The 14,617-nt window shown below is 68.1% G+C and carries 10 protein-coding genes; 9 read left to right on the top strand and 1 reads right to left on the bottom strand.

Going from position 1 to position 14,617, the window contains the following annotated elements; all coding sequences use genetic code 11:
* Positions 1 to 72: 72 nt before the first annotated feature.
* The 9 genes from WT16_RS24335 to WT16_RS24290 all read left to right on the top strand — a co-directional run bounded on the left by WT16_RS24335 (position 73) and on the right by WT16_RS24290 (position 12,934).
* Positions 73 to 1,263, top strand: a complete 1,191-nt coding sequence (locus WT16_RS24335; RefSeq protein WP_059933534.1) for a M20 aminoacylase family protein — start codon at positions 73 to 75, stop codon at positions 1,261 to 1,263.
* A gap of 40 nt (positions 1,264 to 1,303) precedes the next feature.
* Positions 1,304 to 2,617, top strand: a complete 1,314-nt coding sequence (locus WT16_RS24330) for an MFS transporter (RefSeq protein ID WP_063534406.1) — start codon at positions 1,304 to 1,306, stop codon at positions 2,615 to 2,617.
* Positions 2,618 to 2,825: 208 nt separating this feature from the next.
* On the top strand, positions 2,826 to 3,974 hold the full coding sequence (locus tag WT16_RS24325; protein WP_063534405.1) for a porin: 1,149 nt from the start codon (positions 2,826 to 2,828) through the stop codon (positions 3,972 to 3,974).
* A gap of 670 nt (positions 3,975 to 4,644) precedes the next feature.
* Positions 4,645 to 7,293: a glycoside hydrolase family 15 protein gene (locus tag WT16_RS24315; RefSeq protein ID WP_063534404.1), complete on the top strand. Its 2,649-nt coding sequence runs from the start codon at positions 4,645 to 4,647 to the stop codon at positions 7,291 to 7,293.
* Positions 7,290 to 7,640 carry a hypothetical protein gene (locus WT16_RS24310; RefSeq protein ID WP_063534403.1) on the top strand — a complete coding sequence of 117 codons (351 nt, stop codon included), beginning with the start codon at positions 7,290 to 7,292 and terminating at the stop codon, positions 7,638 to 7,640. Before WT16_RS24315 ends, WT16_RS24310 begins: the two co-directional genes overlap by 4 nt.
* Before the next feature lie 402 nt (positions 7,641 to 8,042).
* Positions 8,043 to 9,293 (top strand): ROK family protein, encoded by a 1,251-nt coding sequence (locus WT16_RS24305; RefSeq protein ID WP_006028466.1) that lies wholly within the window; start codon positions 8,043 to 8,045, stop codon positions 9,291 to 9,293.
* On the top strand, positions 9,280 to 10,833 hold the full coding sequence (locus WT16_RS24300; protein ID WP_015603781.1) for a sugar ABC transporter ATP-binding protein: 1,554 nt from the start codon (positions 9,280 to 9,282) through the stop codon (positions 10,831 to 10,833). The genes WT16_RS24305 and WT16_RS24300 overlap by 14 nt, the downstream gene beginning before the upstream one ends.
* 42 nt (positions 10,834 to 10,875) lie before the next feature.
* Positions 10,876 to 11,910, top strand: a complete 1,035-nt coding sequence (locus WT16_RS24295) for a branched-chain amino acid transport system / permease component family protein (RefSeq protein WP_015603444.1) — start codon at positions 10,876 to 10,878, stop codon at positions 11,908 to 11,910.
* Between the two features lie 76 nt (positions 11,911 to 11,986).
* Positions 11,987 to 12,934, top strand: a complete 948-nt coding sequence (locus WT16_RS24290; protein WP_015602678.1) for an ABC transporter substrate-binding protein — start codon at positions 11,987 to 11,989, stop codon at positions 12,932 to 12,934.
* Between the two features lie 99 nt (positions 12,935 to 13,033).
* Here the strand turns inward: WT16_RS24290 and WT16_RS24285 are convergent, their stop codons facing one another.
* Positions 13,034 to 14,413, bottom strand: coding sequence for an FAD-containing oxidoreductase (locus tag WT16_RS24285; RefSeq protein ID WP_063534956.1), 1,380 nt, complete (start codon positions 14,411 to 14,413; stop codon positions 13,034 to 13,036).
* Positions 14,414 to 14,617: the final 204 nt, after the last annotated feature.

Raw genomic sequence — 14,617 nt, 5'->3', positions numbered from 1 at the left:
GCGCAAAAAAAATTCATATGCTTCGTCGACCTGTCCGCGCACGCGCGCCCCCACGCTCCACGAGGAAACAACATGCATTCCGACCCGTCCGAGAATCCCGTCATCGCCGGCATCGCCGCGATCGCGCCCGAGCTGATCGACGTGCGCCGCCGGATCCACGCGCACCCCGAGCTCGCGTTCGAGGAGACGCTCACGAGCGATCTCGTCGCCGAGCTGCTCGCCGGTTGGGGCTACGACGTGCATCGCGGGCTCGGCAAGACGGGCGTCGTCGGCGTGCTGCGCGAGGGGCAAGGCGCGCGCACGCTCGGCCTGCGCGCGGACATGGACGCGCTGCCGATCGCCGAGGCGACGGGCCTGCCGTATGCGAGCCGCCACGCGAACAAGATGCATGCGTGCGGACACGACGGGCATACCGCGATGCTGCTCTGCGCGGCGCGCCACCTGGCCGCGACGCGCCGGTTCTCCGGCACGCTGAACCTCATCTTCCAGCCTGCGGAAGAGAACTTCGGCGGCGCCAAGGCGATGATGGATGACGGCCTGTTCGAGCGCTTTGCCTGCGATGCGATCTTCGCGATCCACAACATGCCCGGGCGCGCGGCGGGCGACATGGCGTTCCGCGCGGGCGCCGCGATGGCCTCGTCCGATCGCGTGACGATCACGCTGCGCGGTGTCGGCGGCCACGGCGCGATGCCGCATTTCGCGCGCGACCCGATGTCGGCGGCGGGCAGCATCATCGTCGCGCTGCAGACGATCGTCGCGCGCGAAATCGACGCGCAGCAGGCGGCCGTGATCACCGTCGGCAGCGTGCAGGCCGGGGAGACGTTCAACGTCATTCCGGAGACCGTCGTGATGAAGCTGTCGGTGCGCGCGCTGAACCCCGACGTGCGCGCGCTGCTCGCGCGCCGCATCGAAGCGCTCGCGAAAGGCCAGGCGGAGAGCTTCGGCGTCTCGGCGGACGTTCAGTATGACTACGGTTATCCGGTGCTCGTCAATCACGCCGAGCCGACCGCTTTCGCGACCGACGTCGCGCGCCGGATGCTAGGCGCGGCGCGCGTCGACGCGGAAGCCGCGCCGCTGATGGGCAGCGAGGATTTCGCATACATGCTCGAGGCGCGCCCCGGCTGCTATGCGTTCATCGGCAACGGCGTCGGCAGCAAGGGCGGCTGCATGGTCCACAACCCCGGCTACGACTTCAACGACGACATCCTCGCGATCGGCGCGAGCTACTGGGTGCGGCTCGCCGAAGCCTGGCTCGCCGCCTGATGCCTTATTGCCGCGCCGTCTCGCGCTCCTCGGGGGTCACATGGAAACGTCCGCTCTCAATTTCGCCGGCGCGCCGGCCGATGCACGCGCCGCCGCGAAGAAGCGGCGTCTGATCGCCGCGGCCGCTGTCGGCAACGCGCTCGAGTTCTACGATTTCACGGTCTACAGCTTCTTCGCGATCCTGATCGGCAAGCTGTTCTTCCCGGTGCACTCGTCGTTCGGACAACTGATGCTCGCGGTCGCGAGCTTCGGCGTGGGGTTCGTCACGCGGCCGCTCGGCGGGCTCGTGATCGGCATCTACGCGGATCGCGCCGGACGCAAGCGCGCGATGATCGCCACGCTGCTCATCATGGCGCTCGGCACCGTGACGATCGCGGCTGCGCCGACCTACGCGCAGATCGGCATCGCGGCGCCTCTGCTGCTCGTGGCCGCGCGATTGCTGCAGGGATTCGCATCCGGCGGCGAAGTCGGTGCGTCCACCACGCTGCTGATCGAGCAGGCGCCGCAGGCGCAACGCGGCTTCTATGCCTCGTTCCAGTTCTCGAGCCAGGGGCTCGCGGCGCTCGCCGGCGCGCTCACGGGCGTGCTGCTGACGTCGACGCTCAGCGCCGCGCAGCTCGAAAGTTGGGGCTGGCGCGTGCCGTTCATCATCGGCACGCTGTTCGTGCCGCTCGGCTACTGGCTGCGGCGCACGATCGACGAAGCGCCGGCGGCCGCGTCCACATCGCAAGGGGACGCTGCGCCGCTGCCGCTCGCCGACGTGCTGCGCCATCACGGCCGGGCCGTGTTCGCCGGCCTCGGCATCACGATCGGCGGCACGTCGATTCACTACATCATCGTGTTCTACATGGCGATCTACGGCGTACAGGTGCTGCATCTGCCGGGCTGGCTATCGATGTCGGCGGGTTGCCTCGCCGGCGCGATCCTCGCGGTCGTCACGCCGATCGGCGGCCATCTGTCGGATCGCTACGGTCGCAACCGGATCGTCTGGTGGACGCGCATCGCACTGATGCTCGCGATCTATCCGGCGTTCATCGCGCTGAACCACTGGCCCGGCGCGGCCTCGCTGCTGTCGATCATCGCGGCGCTCGCGACCGTGCATGCGATCAACATCGGCGCGACGGGCGCGATGCTCGGCGAACTGTTCCCGCGTGCGGTGCGCGCGACGGGCGGCGCGCTCGTCTACAGCGTCGGCGTCGCGATCTTCGGCGGTTTCGCGCAATTCTTCGTCACATGGCTGATCGCCGCAACGGGCAACGCGAACGCGCCCGCGTGGTACGCGATCGGCTGCGGCGCGCTGACGCTGATCGCGCTGGGCTCGATGAACGACAAGGCGGGCAAGCCGCTCGACTGACGTCGCGAGCCTTCGCGCGCGTCCATCGTAACCGTTTCCCCCATCGGCAAACATCGGCCAATCCGGAACGCACTCTTCCATCACGGGCGACTCACGCAACAAATACGGCTAATTACACTGCGCCCGTCGCGTCGCCGCAGACGCCGGGCGCAACCCGGGCCTCCAGCGCACGCATCTGATCGGCAATGGGAAGATTCGGGAGATCGACATGAACAAGCGCTGGGGGATCGTCGCGCCGGCCGTCGTGCTGGCCGCGGCCGCGCACGCACAGAGCAGCGTGATGCTGTACGGCAAGATCGAGGACGGCATCAACTACACGAGCAACGCGCGCGGCCACGGCACGGTGCAATTGCAAAGCGGCTACGACTACGGCAGCCGCTGGGGGCTGAAGGGCACCGAGGATCTGGGCGGCGGATACAAGGCGATCTTCCAGTTCGAGAACGGCTTCGACGTCAACAACGGCAGGCTGGGCCAGGGCAATCGCGAATTCGGCCGGCAGGCGTTCGTCGGCATCGCGTCCGAGCGCCACGGCACGCTGACGTTCGGCCGCCAATACGATCCGAGCGTCGACATGTTCTCGCCGCTCACCGCGAACGGCAACTGGACGGGCTACCTGTTCGCGCACCCATACGACAACGACAACACCGATTACTCGTTCCGCGTGAACAACGCGGTCAAGTACGTCTCGCCGACGTGGTACGGCTTCACCGCCGAAGGCATGTACGCGTTCAGCAATCAGGCGGGCGGCTTCGCGAACAATCGCCTCTACAGCGCGGCGCTGCAATACCAGCACGGCGGCCTGACAGTCGGCGCGTCGTACGTGAAGATGAACAACGCGCGCAGTGCGGATTCGGCGGGCGCCGTCACGGGCGACAACACGTTCGACGCGTCGTCGCAGCAGAACATCGGCATCGGCGCGACCTACGAATTCTCGAAGGCGCTGATCGGCTTCGCGTATTCGCACGTCGACGTCTACGATCCGACCGCGAACGCGTATTTCACCGGCACGACGCAACCCGCGGGCGGGCGCTGGAAATCGTGGAAGTTCGACAACTTCGAGATCAACGGCCTCTATCATGTGACGCCCGCGTTCTACGTCGGCGCTGCGTACACGTATGCGCAGGCGCGCGCCGATTCGACGGTCGGCGCGTTCGATCCGAAGTGGCATCAGCTCAGCATGAAGCTCAACTACGATCTGTCGAAGCGCTCGTCGGTGTTCGTCGAAGGCGTCTACCAGCACGCGATGAACGCGCACACGGGCACCGATTTCGACTATGCGTACATCCCGGGCGCGGCCGACATCGCATCGGGGCCGAACCAGTACGCCGTGCGGCTCGCGCTGCTGCATCAGTTCTGACGGGCGTGGCCGCGAACGTGTGGCGTCGCCCCTTCGCGCAGCTTCATGCGACGTCGTGTGGCGTCATGCGGCGTCGTGCACTCGATGCCGCAATCTTGCGCCTGCGACAAAAGTGCATATCCGACATCGGGATTTTTCGTCGGACGATCGATACCCGGAGAAAAAGATAAACAAGACGACGATTCGTTTGGCCATTGCGAGCGTGCTGTTCGGCGCAAGCGTCGCGGCTCACGCGCAGGCCGCCGGGCAACCGCTGACGCGCGAGCAAGTGCGGCAGGATCGGGCGCGCTCGGCGCGCCGGCGGTCATCGACCGCGCGACCTACGCGCATCATTGATTGACCTCGGCGCGCACATTGCCTGCGCGCCCCGCGTAACGAGCGCGCCTCCGACGCTTCAGCGTTGATGGTCGCTCGCGTTCACTCGGCGATTCGTTCGGCATCCTTCCCGACAACATCCGCGAGACATCCGCATCGCGCACGACGGCGCGATGCGTGACACATCGCCCGCTCCCGCCGATCCGCCTCGCACCTGCTCCCGCGGATGTAGTATCAATACATAGTCGACTACAAAACATTGAAAATATTGACTCTTTCGACTTCGCGTGAGATACAGCGGGTGTTGTTTTGCTACAAGAACGATAACGAACACACTCATAACGGAGACGAAAAAATGTCGGCAAAGCACTTCGGATTCAAACAGGCGATGCTGGTTTGCAGTCTGGCCGCGCTCGCGGGCGCGGCGCTCCCGCCGGCGAATGCTTCGGCTGCCGAAGCATTTGGCTCGCCCGGCGCGACGCCCGTGCGCGGCCCCTCGGCCAAGTCGTTCCTCGGCACGGCGGTCGGCGGCGCGTCACGGGTCTACTTCACCGGCTATCGCGGCATTCTGTCCGAGGTCTACTATCCGGTTCTCGACACGCCGGAGTCCGTCGACCTGCAGTTCCTCGTCGGCGATGCCGGCAAGACCTTCGTCGACGAAGAAAAGCTGCAGGCCTACTCGGCCGCGCAAACGGACGCGCGCACGATGAGCTGGCAGGTGACGACCAGCAACAGTTCGCATAACTGGCAAATCCGCAAGACCGTCTTCGCCGATCCGAACTACAACGCGATCGTGCAGCGCGTCACGTTCACCGCGCTCAACGGCCACAAGGTCGGCGACTTCAATCTCTACATGCTGTCGAAGCCGTACCTCGACAACGCCGGCGGCAACAACACCGCGCAAACGGTGTCCAGCAGCGGCGGCACCGCGCTCGTCGCGAATCACAACAGCCGCTATTCGGCGCTCGTCGCGAGCCGCCCGTGGAAAGTGGTCAACGGCGCCGGCATGACGTCGAACGGCTTCGTCGGGCAGAGCGACGGCTGGACCGACCTGCTCGGCGGCACCGCCGACAAGACGATGGACTGGACGTTCTCGTCCGCGACCAACGGCAACGTCGCGCAGATGGGCTGGATCGATCTCGGCGATCCGGGCGCGACGAGCGTGTCGTTCGACGTCGTGCTCGGCTTCGGCGGCACGCAGGATCAGGCGCTCGGCGACGCGAACACGGTGCTCGGCAGCGATCTCGCCGGCGAGCAGCAGCAGTACGACACCGCGTGGCACACCTACGCGGCGGGCCTGTCGTCGCAGAACGGCGCGGCGGACGACGGCTACTATCTGGCCGCGATGACGCTCAAGACGATGCAGGACAAGAGCAACGGCGCGATGATCGCCGGCATCGGCACGCCGTGGGGCGAAACGCAGGGCGATTCGAACGCGGGCGGCTATCACCTCGTATGGCCGCGCGACCTGTTCAAGTTCGCGAACGCGCTGACGACGGCCGGCGACACGTCGAGCGCGACGAGCGTCGTCAACTATCTGTTCAACACGCTGCAGCAAACGACGGACTGCGGCACCGCCGAATACAACGCATCCGGCTGCGCGCAGGGCTACAGCCGCATCGGGCGCTTCCCGCAGAACGCGTGGGTGAACGGCTGGCCGTACTGGCAAGGCACGCAGATGGACGAGCAGGCGATGCCGATCATCCTCGCGTGGCGCCTCGGCCCGAGCGTGTTCAATCCGTTGTGGCCGAAGATCAAGCTCACCGCCGACTACATCGTCAACACCGGCCCGTGGACGTACCAGGAGCGCTGGGAAGAGAACGCCGGCTATTCGCCGTCGACGATCGCCGCCGAGATCGCGGGCCTCGTCACGGCAGCCGACATCGCCGCGCAAAACGGCGACACGGCGAGCGCCGCGCGCTACCTCGCCGCGGCCGACTACTGGCAGGAGAACGTCGCGGCGTGGACGTACACGTCGAGCGGCACGTTCGGCAACGGCAGCTACTACATCCGGATCAATCCGGCGGGCCGCGCGGGCGCCGGCACCGATCGCGCGAGCTTCGCGCCCACCGCGGGCCCGGACACGCCGCAGACGCTGACCGTGAAGAACGGCGGCGGCAGCCACGATGCGCGGCGCGTCGTCGACGGCGGCTTCTTCGAGCTCGTCCGGATGGGCGTCAAGCGCGCGACCGATCCGACGATCGTCAACACGATCTCGGTCTACGACAGCGTGCTCGGCCAGACGCTGAGCATCGCGAACGCGCCGGCGCTGTCGCCGAACGCGTGGTTCCGCTACAACTTCGACGGCTACGGCGAGCACAACGACGGCAGCGACTTCGACGGCACCGGCGCCGGCCGACTGTGGCCGATCTTCACCGCCGAGCGCGGGATGGTGGAGATCGCGCGCCAGGGCAGCGGCAACGCGGGCAGCGCGTACTTCTCGACGCTCAAGCAACTGACGACGCCCGAGGGCTTCGTGCCGGAGCAGGTATGGTCGAATTCGACGACGCTGCCCGACGGCTGGGCAGTGACGACGCCCGCCGGCTACGCGCCGGGGCAGCCGACCAAATCGATGGCGCCGCTCAACTGGGCGATGGGCGAGTACATCAGCCTGCTCGCGTCGATCCAGGCGGGGCGCATCGCCGACGTGCCGTCGGTGGTCTGCGCGCGCTACAGCAACTGCGTCGCGCCGCTGCAGAGCGGGCAGGTGTCGGTGGCGGTCAACGTGAACGCGAGCACGCAGCTCGGCCAGCAGATGTACGTGACGGGCAACGTCGCCGCGCTCGGCAACTGGAACACCGATCTCGGCATTCCGGTCGACCCGGCCCGTTACCCGGTGTGGAGCAACACCGTCAACATGCCGGCCGGTCAGGCGATCCAGTACAAGTACTATCGGAAAAACGCGGACGGCAGCGTGACGTGGGAGAACTGGTCGGGCAACCGAGCGCTTCAGACGCCCGCGAGCGGCACGTTGACGCTGAACGATCAGGTGAACTGGCGATGACGTCGCGCACGCGCCGGATCGTGCTCGTTTCGGGCGCGCTGCTGGGCGTGGCGGCGGCGGGCTGGCGCGCAGGACTGCTGTCGAACCGGCATCCGCCGCCCGCCGCAACGCCGGCGCCCGTGCCTGCGCCCGCCGCGCCCGCGGCCGATCGCACGCGGACGGCGCCGCCCACGCCCGCGCCGCCTAGCCGGCCGCTCGTCAAGGCGCTGCCGCCCATGAAGGTCAAGCCGGGCGGAACGAGCTGGAATCCGGAACCGGCGGCGAAGCCCCCGCCTGTCGAAGCGCAGCGCGGCGGCCCCGACATCGCCGGCGCGCAGCCGCTGCGGCCGCCGTCGGCTTCGCCGTGATGCCGGAGGCAACGCGCTCGCTCCCGTTCTCACGCGTGCCGCACACGCCCTTCGGCACACGAACAAGGATCGTGGCTACCCGTGCTCGGCCACGACTCCGCTCGATGCCCTCCGCGCTCTTCCGTTTCGGATGACGAAGCAGCCGGCGCACCGCCGGCATGACGCCCGTTCGCGCAAGCCAAGCGCCGCCGGATCGCTCGACGGCCGCATACAGCGCGAACATCTTCGGCAACGCATGCACCACTGAAAGCTGTTTGTCATTCGCCCGCCGCCATTTCCTTACATCAAGCCGTCGTTCCTCGGGAATCCCCTAGGCAGACACATGGCGCGTCGCGCAGTTAAATAAATCAACTTGATTTATTTAACCTCCGGCGCCCCGTGCCGGCTGGAGGAGGAGACATCATGAGGAGTCCGCACATCGGCCAGGGCAGCAACTCGGCCAACGTGCGCCGCTACAACGAGCGCCTTCTGCTGAAGACGCTCAGGCGCGCGGGCAGTGCGTCGAAGGCCGATCTCGCGCGGCTCGCCAATCTGACGGGCACCGCGGTCGGCAGCATCATCGCGTCGCTCGCCGAAGCGAAGCTCATCGAATTCGCCGGCCGCCGCGCCGAGGGCCAGCGCGGCCAGCCCGCTTCGCTGATCCGGCTCGACCCGCGCGGCGCGTTCGGCATCGGCGTGCGGCTCGACCGGATGCGCATCGAGACGGCGCTCGTCAACTTCGCCGGCGACGTGATCGGCCGCCGCTCGCACGACACGCTGCTGCCGCCGCCCGCCGTCGTGCTCGACATCGTCCGGGAAGACGTCGCCGCGATGCAGCGGCTGCTTCCCGCGCACGAGCGCGCGCGGCTCACGGGCGTCGGCGTCGCGCAGCCGTACAACCTCGGCAGTTGGCTGCGCGAGATCGACCTGCCCGCCGACGCGTTCGGCACATGGGCCGAAGTCGATTTCGCGCGCGAGCTCGATCGCGCGATCGAGCTGCCCGTCTTCAGCGAAAACGACGGCAACGCCGCCGCGATCGCCGAGCTGTTCTACGGCTGCGGCCGGCAGCGCGACGATTTCGTCTACCTGTTCCTCGGGCCCGCGATCGGCGGCGGCATCGCGGTGGACGGCGACTGCCTGCGCGGCGTCACCGGCAACGCGGGCGACTTCGCGATGATGCCGGTGCCGCCGAGCCGCCTGCCTTCGGCGCCGAAGCCGCGCGGCGCATGGGACATCCTGATCACGCGCGCATCGCTGAACGGGCTCGTCCGGCATCTGCGCCACTGCGGCGAAACAGTCGAGACCCGCGCGGATCTCGAAGCGTGCGTCGCGCGCGGCGCGAAGGCCGTCGGCGAATGGATCGACGATTGCGTCGACGCGCTCGCGCCCGCGCTGCGCGCGACGCTCGCCGTGCTCGATTCGCCCGTCGTCGTGCTCGACGCCGACACCGACGCGGGCCTCATCGACACGCTGATCGCGCGCCTGCACGCCGCGCTCGCGGCGCTCGCGCCCGAAGCGCGCGGCACGCCCGTGCTCGTGCGCGGCTCGTTCGGCCCGGACGCCGGCGCGATCGGCGCCGCGACGCTGCCGATGTTCTTCAACTTCTCGCCGCGCGCCGGCATTCTCCGCGGCGCCGGCGTGGATTCTCAGGAGGTCAGATATGCCGCGTTCTGATCCGTCACGGCCGCTGCTCGAAATGCGCGGCATCAGCAAGACGTTCCCGGCCGTGCGCGCGCTCGCCGGCGTGAGCCTCACCGCCCATCCGGGCGAAATCCATTCGCTGATGGGCGAGAACGGCGCCGGCAAGTCGACGCTCATCAAGATCCTGTCGGGCGCGTATCAGGCCGATCCCGGCGGCGAGATCCGGATCGACGGCGCGCCCGTCGCGATCGACGGCCCGCTCGCCGCGCGCGACGCCGGCATCGCGGTGATCTATCAGGAGCTGTGCCTCGCGCCGAACCTGACCGTCGCGGAGAACATCTACGTCGGCCGCGAGCTGCGCCGCGGCAACGGCCGCTGGAGCACGATCGATCGCGCCGCGATGGCGCGCGGCTGTCAGGACGTGCTCGAGCGGCTCGGCGCGGATTTCGGGCCGAACACGCTCGTCGGCACGCTGTCGATCGCCGAGCAGCAGCTCGTCGAGATCGCGCGCGCCGTCCACACGAAGGCGCGCATCCTCGTGATGGACGAGCCGACGACGCCGCTTTCGTCGCGCGAGACCGAGAACCTGTTCCGGCTGATCCGGCAGTTGCGCGCCGAGGGGCTCGCGATCATCTACATCAGCCACCGGATGGCGGAGATCTATGAGCTGTCCGACCGCGTGTCGGTGCTGCGCGACGGCGCGTACGTCGGCACGCTCGATCGCGATTCGCTGTCGGCCGAGCGGCTCGTCGGCATGATGGTCGGCCGCGATATTTCGGGCTTCTACAAGAAAGCGCACGCGCCATACGATCCGGGCAACCTGCTGCTGTCGGTGCGCGACGTCGCGGACGGCCGCCGCGTGCGCGGCTGCAGCCTCGATCTGCACGCGGGCGAAGTGCTCGGCATCGCGGGCCTCGTCGGCGCGGGCCGCACCGAGCTCGCGCGGCTCATCTTCGGCGCCGAGCCGCGCGTGCGCGGCGAAGTGACGCTCGGCGGCAAGGCGTTCGATGCGCATTCGCCGCGCGACGCGATCGACGCCGGGCTCGTGTATCTGACCGAGGACCGCAAGCGCCAGGGCCTGTTCCTCGACATGAGCGTGCGCGACAACATCAACATCTCCGTGTGCGGGCGCGACGCGCGGCTCGGCGCGCTCGATCTCGCACGCGGCGCGCAGCGCGCGCGCGACGCGATCGCCGCGCTGTCGATTCGCGTGCCGCACGCAAACGTTCACGTCGGCGCGCTGTCGGGCGGCAACCAGCAGAAGGTGCTGCTGTCGCGCCTGCTCGAGACGAAGCCGCGCGTGCTGATCCTCGACGAGCCGACGCGCGGCGTCGACATCGGCGCGAAATCAGAGATCTACCGGATCATCAACGATCTCGCGCGCGCCGGCGTCGGCGTGATCGTGATCTCGAGCGAGCTGCCGGAGATCATCGGCGTGGCCGACCGCGTGCTCGTGATGCGCGAAGGCCGGATCGCCGGCGAGCTCGGCGGACACACGGGCGAGCCGATCACGCAGGAAGCGATCATCGCGCTCGCCACCGGCTCCCGCACCGAGGCCGCGGCCGCGCACTGAGCGGCCGCCGCCGTCCTGTCATTTCACCTTCGGGTTATCGCCATGAACCAACAGATGAAGCAAAGCGAGATCGCTTCCGCGCCGCCGGGCGCGGCGCAACACCGCGCGACACCGCGCGCCGCCGACCGCCGCGCACGGATGCAGGCGCTGATGCGCACGGCCGGCATGCTGCCCGTTCTCGTGCTTTTGTGCGTCGGCTTCGGCTTCATGACCGACGGTTTCTTCACGCTGCAGAACCTGTCGATCGTCACGCAGCAGGCGTCGATCAACATCGTGCTCGCCGCCGGCATGACGTTCGTGATCCTGACGGGCGGCATCGATCTGTCGGTGGGCTCGGTGCTCGCGGCCGCCGCGGTCGCGTCGCTGCTCGCGTCGAACATTCCCGGCTGGGGCTGGCTCGGCATTCCGGCCGCGCTCGCGGTCGGGCTCGTGTTCGGCGTCGTCAACGGCGGGCTGATCTCGTTCCTGCGCCTGCCGCCCTTCATCGTCACGCTCGGCGCGCTGACCGCCGTGCGCGGCATCGCGCGCCTGATGGGCAACGACACCACGATCTTCAACCCGCAACTGCCATTCGCGTTCATCGGCAACGGCTCGATCCTCGGCGTGCCGTGGCTCGTCGTGATCGCGCTCGCCGTCGTCGCGCTCTCGTGGTTCATCCTGCGCCGCACGGTGCTCGGCATGCGGATCTATTCGGTCGGCGGCAACCCGGAGGCCGCGCGGCTGTCCGGCATCAACGTGCGCGGCATCGAGCTGTTCGTCTACGCAACGTCGGGCCTGCTCGCCGGCCTCGGCGCGCTGATGTCCGCCGCGCGGCTGTATGCGGCGAACGGACTGCAGCTCGGCCAGTCGTACGAGCTCGACGCGATCGCCGCGGTGATTCTCGGCGGCACAAGCTTCGTCGGCGGCGTCGGCTCGATCGTCGGCACGCTGATCGGCGCGCTGATCATCGCGGTGCTGTCGAACGGGCTCGTGCTGCTCGGCGTGTCCGACATCTGGCAATACATCATCAAGGGGCTCGTGATCATCGGCGCGGTCGCGCTCGACCGCTACCGCCAGCACGAATCGGCCCGCACCTGACATCATCAGCCGCCATGCGGCGCGCGCGCAGGTCCTCGCGCGCGCCCTCCATCCCGGACCATACGGAGACAACGACATGTTGGAGATCAAGCACAAGCTCGTTCAGACCGCCGCCGCGTGCGCGCTCACGTTCGCCGCATGCGCGGCGCACGCGGCCGACAAGCCGCTCAAGTCGATCGGCATCACCGTCGGCTCGCTCGGCAATCCGTACTTCGTGACCGTCGTGAAAGGCGCGCAAGCGCAGGCGAAGGAAATCAATCCGAACGCGAAAGTCACCGCGGTTTCCGCCGATTACGACCTGAACAAGCAGTTCACGCAGATCGACAACTTCATCTCGGCCCACGTCGACATGATCCTGCTGAACGCCGCCGATCCGAAGGCGATCGAGCCCGCCGTGCGCAAGGCGCAGGCGGCGGGCATCGCGGTGATCGCGGTCGACGTCGCGGCTTCCGGCGCGGACGCCACCGTGCAGACGAACAACGTGAAGGCGGGCGAGCTCGCGTGCGACTACCTCGCGAAGAAGCTCAACGGCAAGGGCAATGTGATCATCGAGAACGGCCCGCAGGTGTCGGCCGTCGTCGATCGCGTGAACGGCTGCAAGGCGGTGCTCGCGAAGAATCCGGGCCTCAAGCTGCTGTCGGGCGACCAGGACGGCAAGGGCTCGCGCGAAGGCGGGATGAACGCGATGCAGGGCTACCTGACGCGCTTCCCGAAGGTCGACGGGCTCTTCGCGATCAACGATCCGCAGGCGATCGGCAGCGACCTCGCCGCCAAGCAGTTGCATCGCACCGGCATCGTGATCACGTCGGTCGACGGCGCGCCCGACATCGAGATCGCGCTGAAGAGCGATACGCAGGTGCAGGCATCGTCGAGCCAGGACCCGTTCGCGATGGCGAAGAAGGCTGTGTCGGTCGGTTACGAAATCATGAACGGGCACAAGCCTGGGAACGCGATGATCCTGCTCGAGCCGACGCTCGTCACGCGCGACAACGTGAAGAGCTACAAGGGCTGGAGCTCGCATTGACGCGCGGCGGCCGCTCGCGCGGGGCGACGCGCGCGCCGACCGCGCATGCCTGAACGGCGCGCCGCCGCTGCGATTACGGCCGGCGCGTTCGCCGCCGCCCTATGCGGGCGGATGCAAATCCTGAAGCAGCGTCGGCACCAGCTCCGACACGGTCGGATGAATGTGCATCGCGCGGCTGATCGTCGTGTACGGCGCCTTCGCGTACATCACGTCGAGCAGCGAATGCACGACTTCGTCGCCCGTCACGCCGAGGATCGACGCGCCGAGAATCGCGCGGCTGTCCGCATCGACGATCACCTTCATGAAGCCCAGGCTCTCGCCTTTCTCCACCGCGCGCCCGACGCGCGTCATCGGGCGCGTGCCGACCAGCAGCCTGTGCCCCGAGCGCGCGGCCTCGGCCTGCGTGAGCCCGATGCGCGCGAGCGGCGGATCGATGAACATCGCGTAGGCTGGAATGCGGTCCGAGACCTTGCGCGGATCGTTGTCGAGCAGGTTCGCCGCGACGATCTCGTAATCGTTGTACGACGTATGCGTGAACGCGCCGCGGCCGTTGCAGTCGCCCATTGCCCAGATGCCCGCCACGTTCGTGCGCAACTGCTCGTCCACCCGGATATAGCCGCGCGCATCGGTTTCGACGCCCGCCTTCTCCAGCCCGAGATCGTCGGTATTCGGCACGCGCCCGACGGCGAGCAGCAGGTGCGAGCCCGTCACCTCATGCGCGCCGGCCGCGCAATCGAGGCTGACGGTCAACCCGCCGCCGTCGCGCCGCACGCTCAGGCAATCGGCGTCGAGCCGAACGTCGACGCCCTCGCCTTCCAGAATCTCGCGCACCGCCCGCGACACGTCCTCGTCCTCGCGCCCGATCAGCCGCGGGCCTTTCTCGACGATCGTCACGCGCGAGCCGAAGCGCCGGTACATCTGGCCGAACTCGAGCCCCACGTAGCTGCCGCCGAGAATGATCAGATGCCCGGGCAGGAAATCGACGTCCATCATCGTCGAGTTGGTCAGGTACGGCACCTGATCGAGGCCCGGGATCGGCGGAATCAGCGCGCGGCCGCCGACGTCGATGAAGATCCGCCCGGCTTCGAGCAACGCGTCGCCGACGCGCACCGTGCGCGCGCTCTCGAAGCGCGCGTGCCCGTGGTAGACCGTGCCGTTCTCGAGGCCGCGGACCCACTGCTCGACGCCGTGGTTCGAGCGCCCGGCAACCTGATCCTTGCGCGCCTTCACCTTCTTCATGTCGACCGTGACCGGCCCGCCGAGCGTCACGCCGTATTCGCCGGCCCGCCGCGCGAGATGCGCGGCGTAGGCGCTCGCGATCAACGTCTTCGTCGGAATGCAGCCCGTGTTCACGCAGGTGCCGCCGAAGCGCGCGCGCTCGACGACGGCCACTTTCATGCCCGCGGCGGACAGCCGGGCCGCGAGCGGGGGACCGGATTGACCGGTGCCGATGATGATCGCATCGAAACGTCGAGTCATGGCGCTCTCCTTCGTTGCGGCGGCGTGAAAATGCATTTGGCCGGCAATCCGCGTGCCTTCGGCTACGCATTCCGGAACGGCAATGGGTATGGTACGCGCGGCCGGCACGGAACGAATTGACAACATTACGCGCCCCTGTCGCCGCGAACGTGCTGGCGCGAACGGACGCAACCATCGGAACAATTCGTTTCGCGCCACGCCGCC

Source organism: Burkholderia sp. MSMB1589WGS, assembly GCF_001636105.1.
GTDB classification, from domain to species: Bacteria; Pseudomonadota; Gammaproteobacteria; order Burkholderiales; family Burkholderiaceae; genus Burkholderia; species Burkholderia humptydooensis.
The sequence above is the reverse complement of the archived record's forward strand: the minus strand, read 5'-3'. Positions and strand labels throughout refer to the sequence as shown.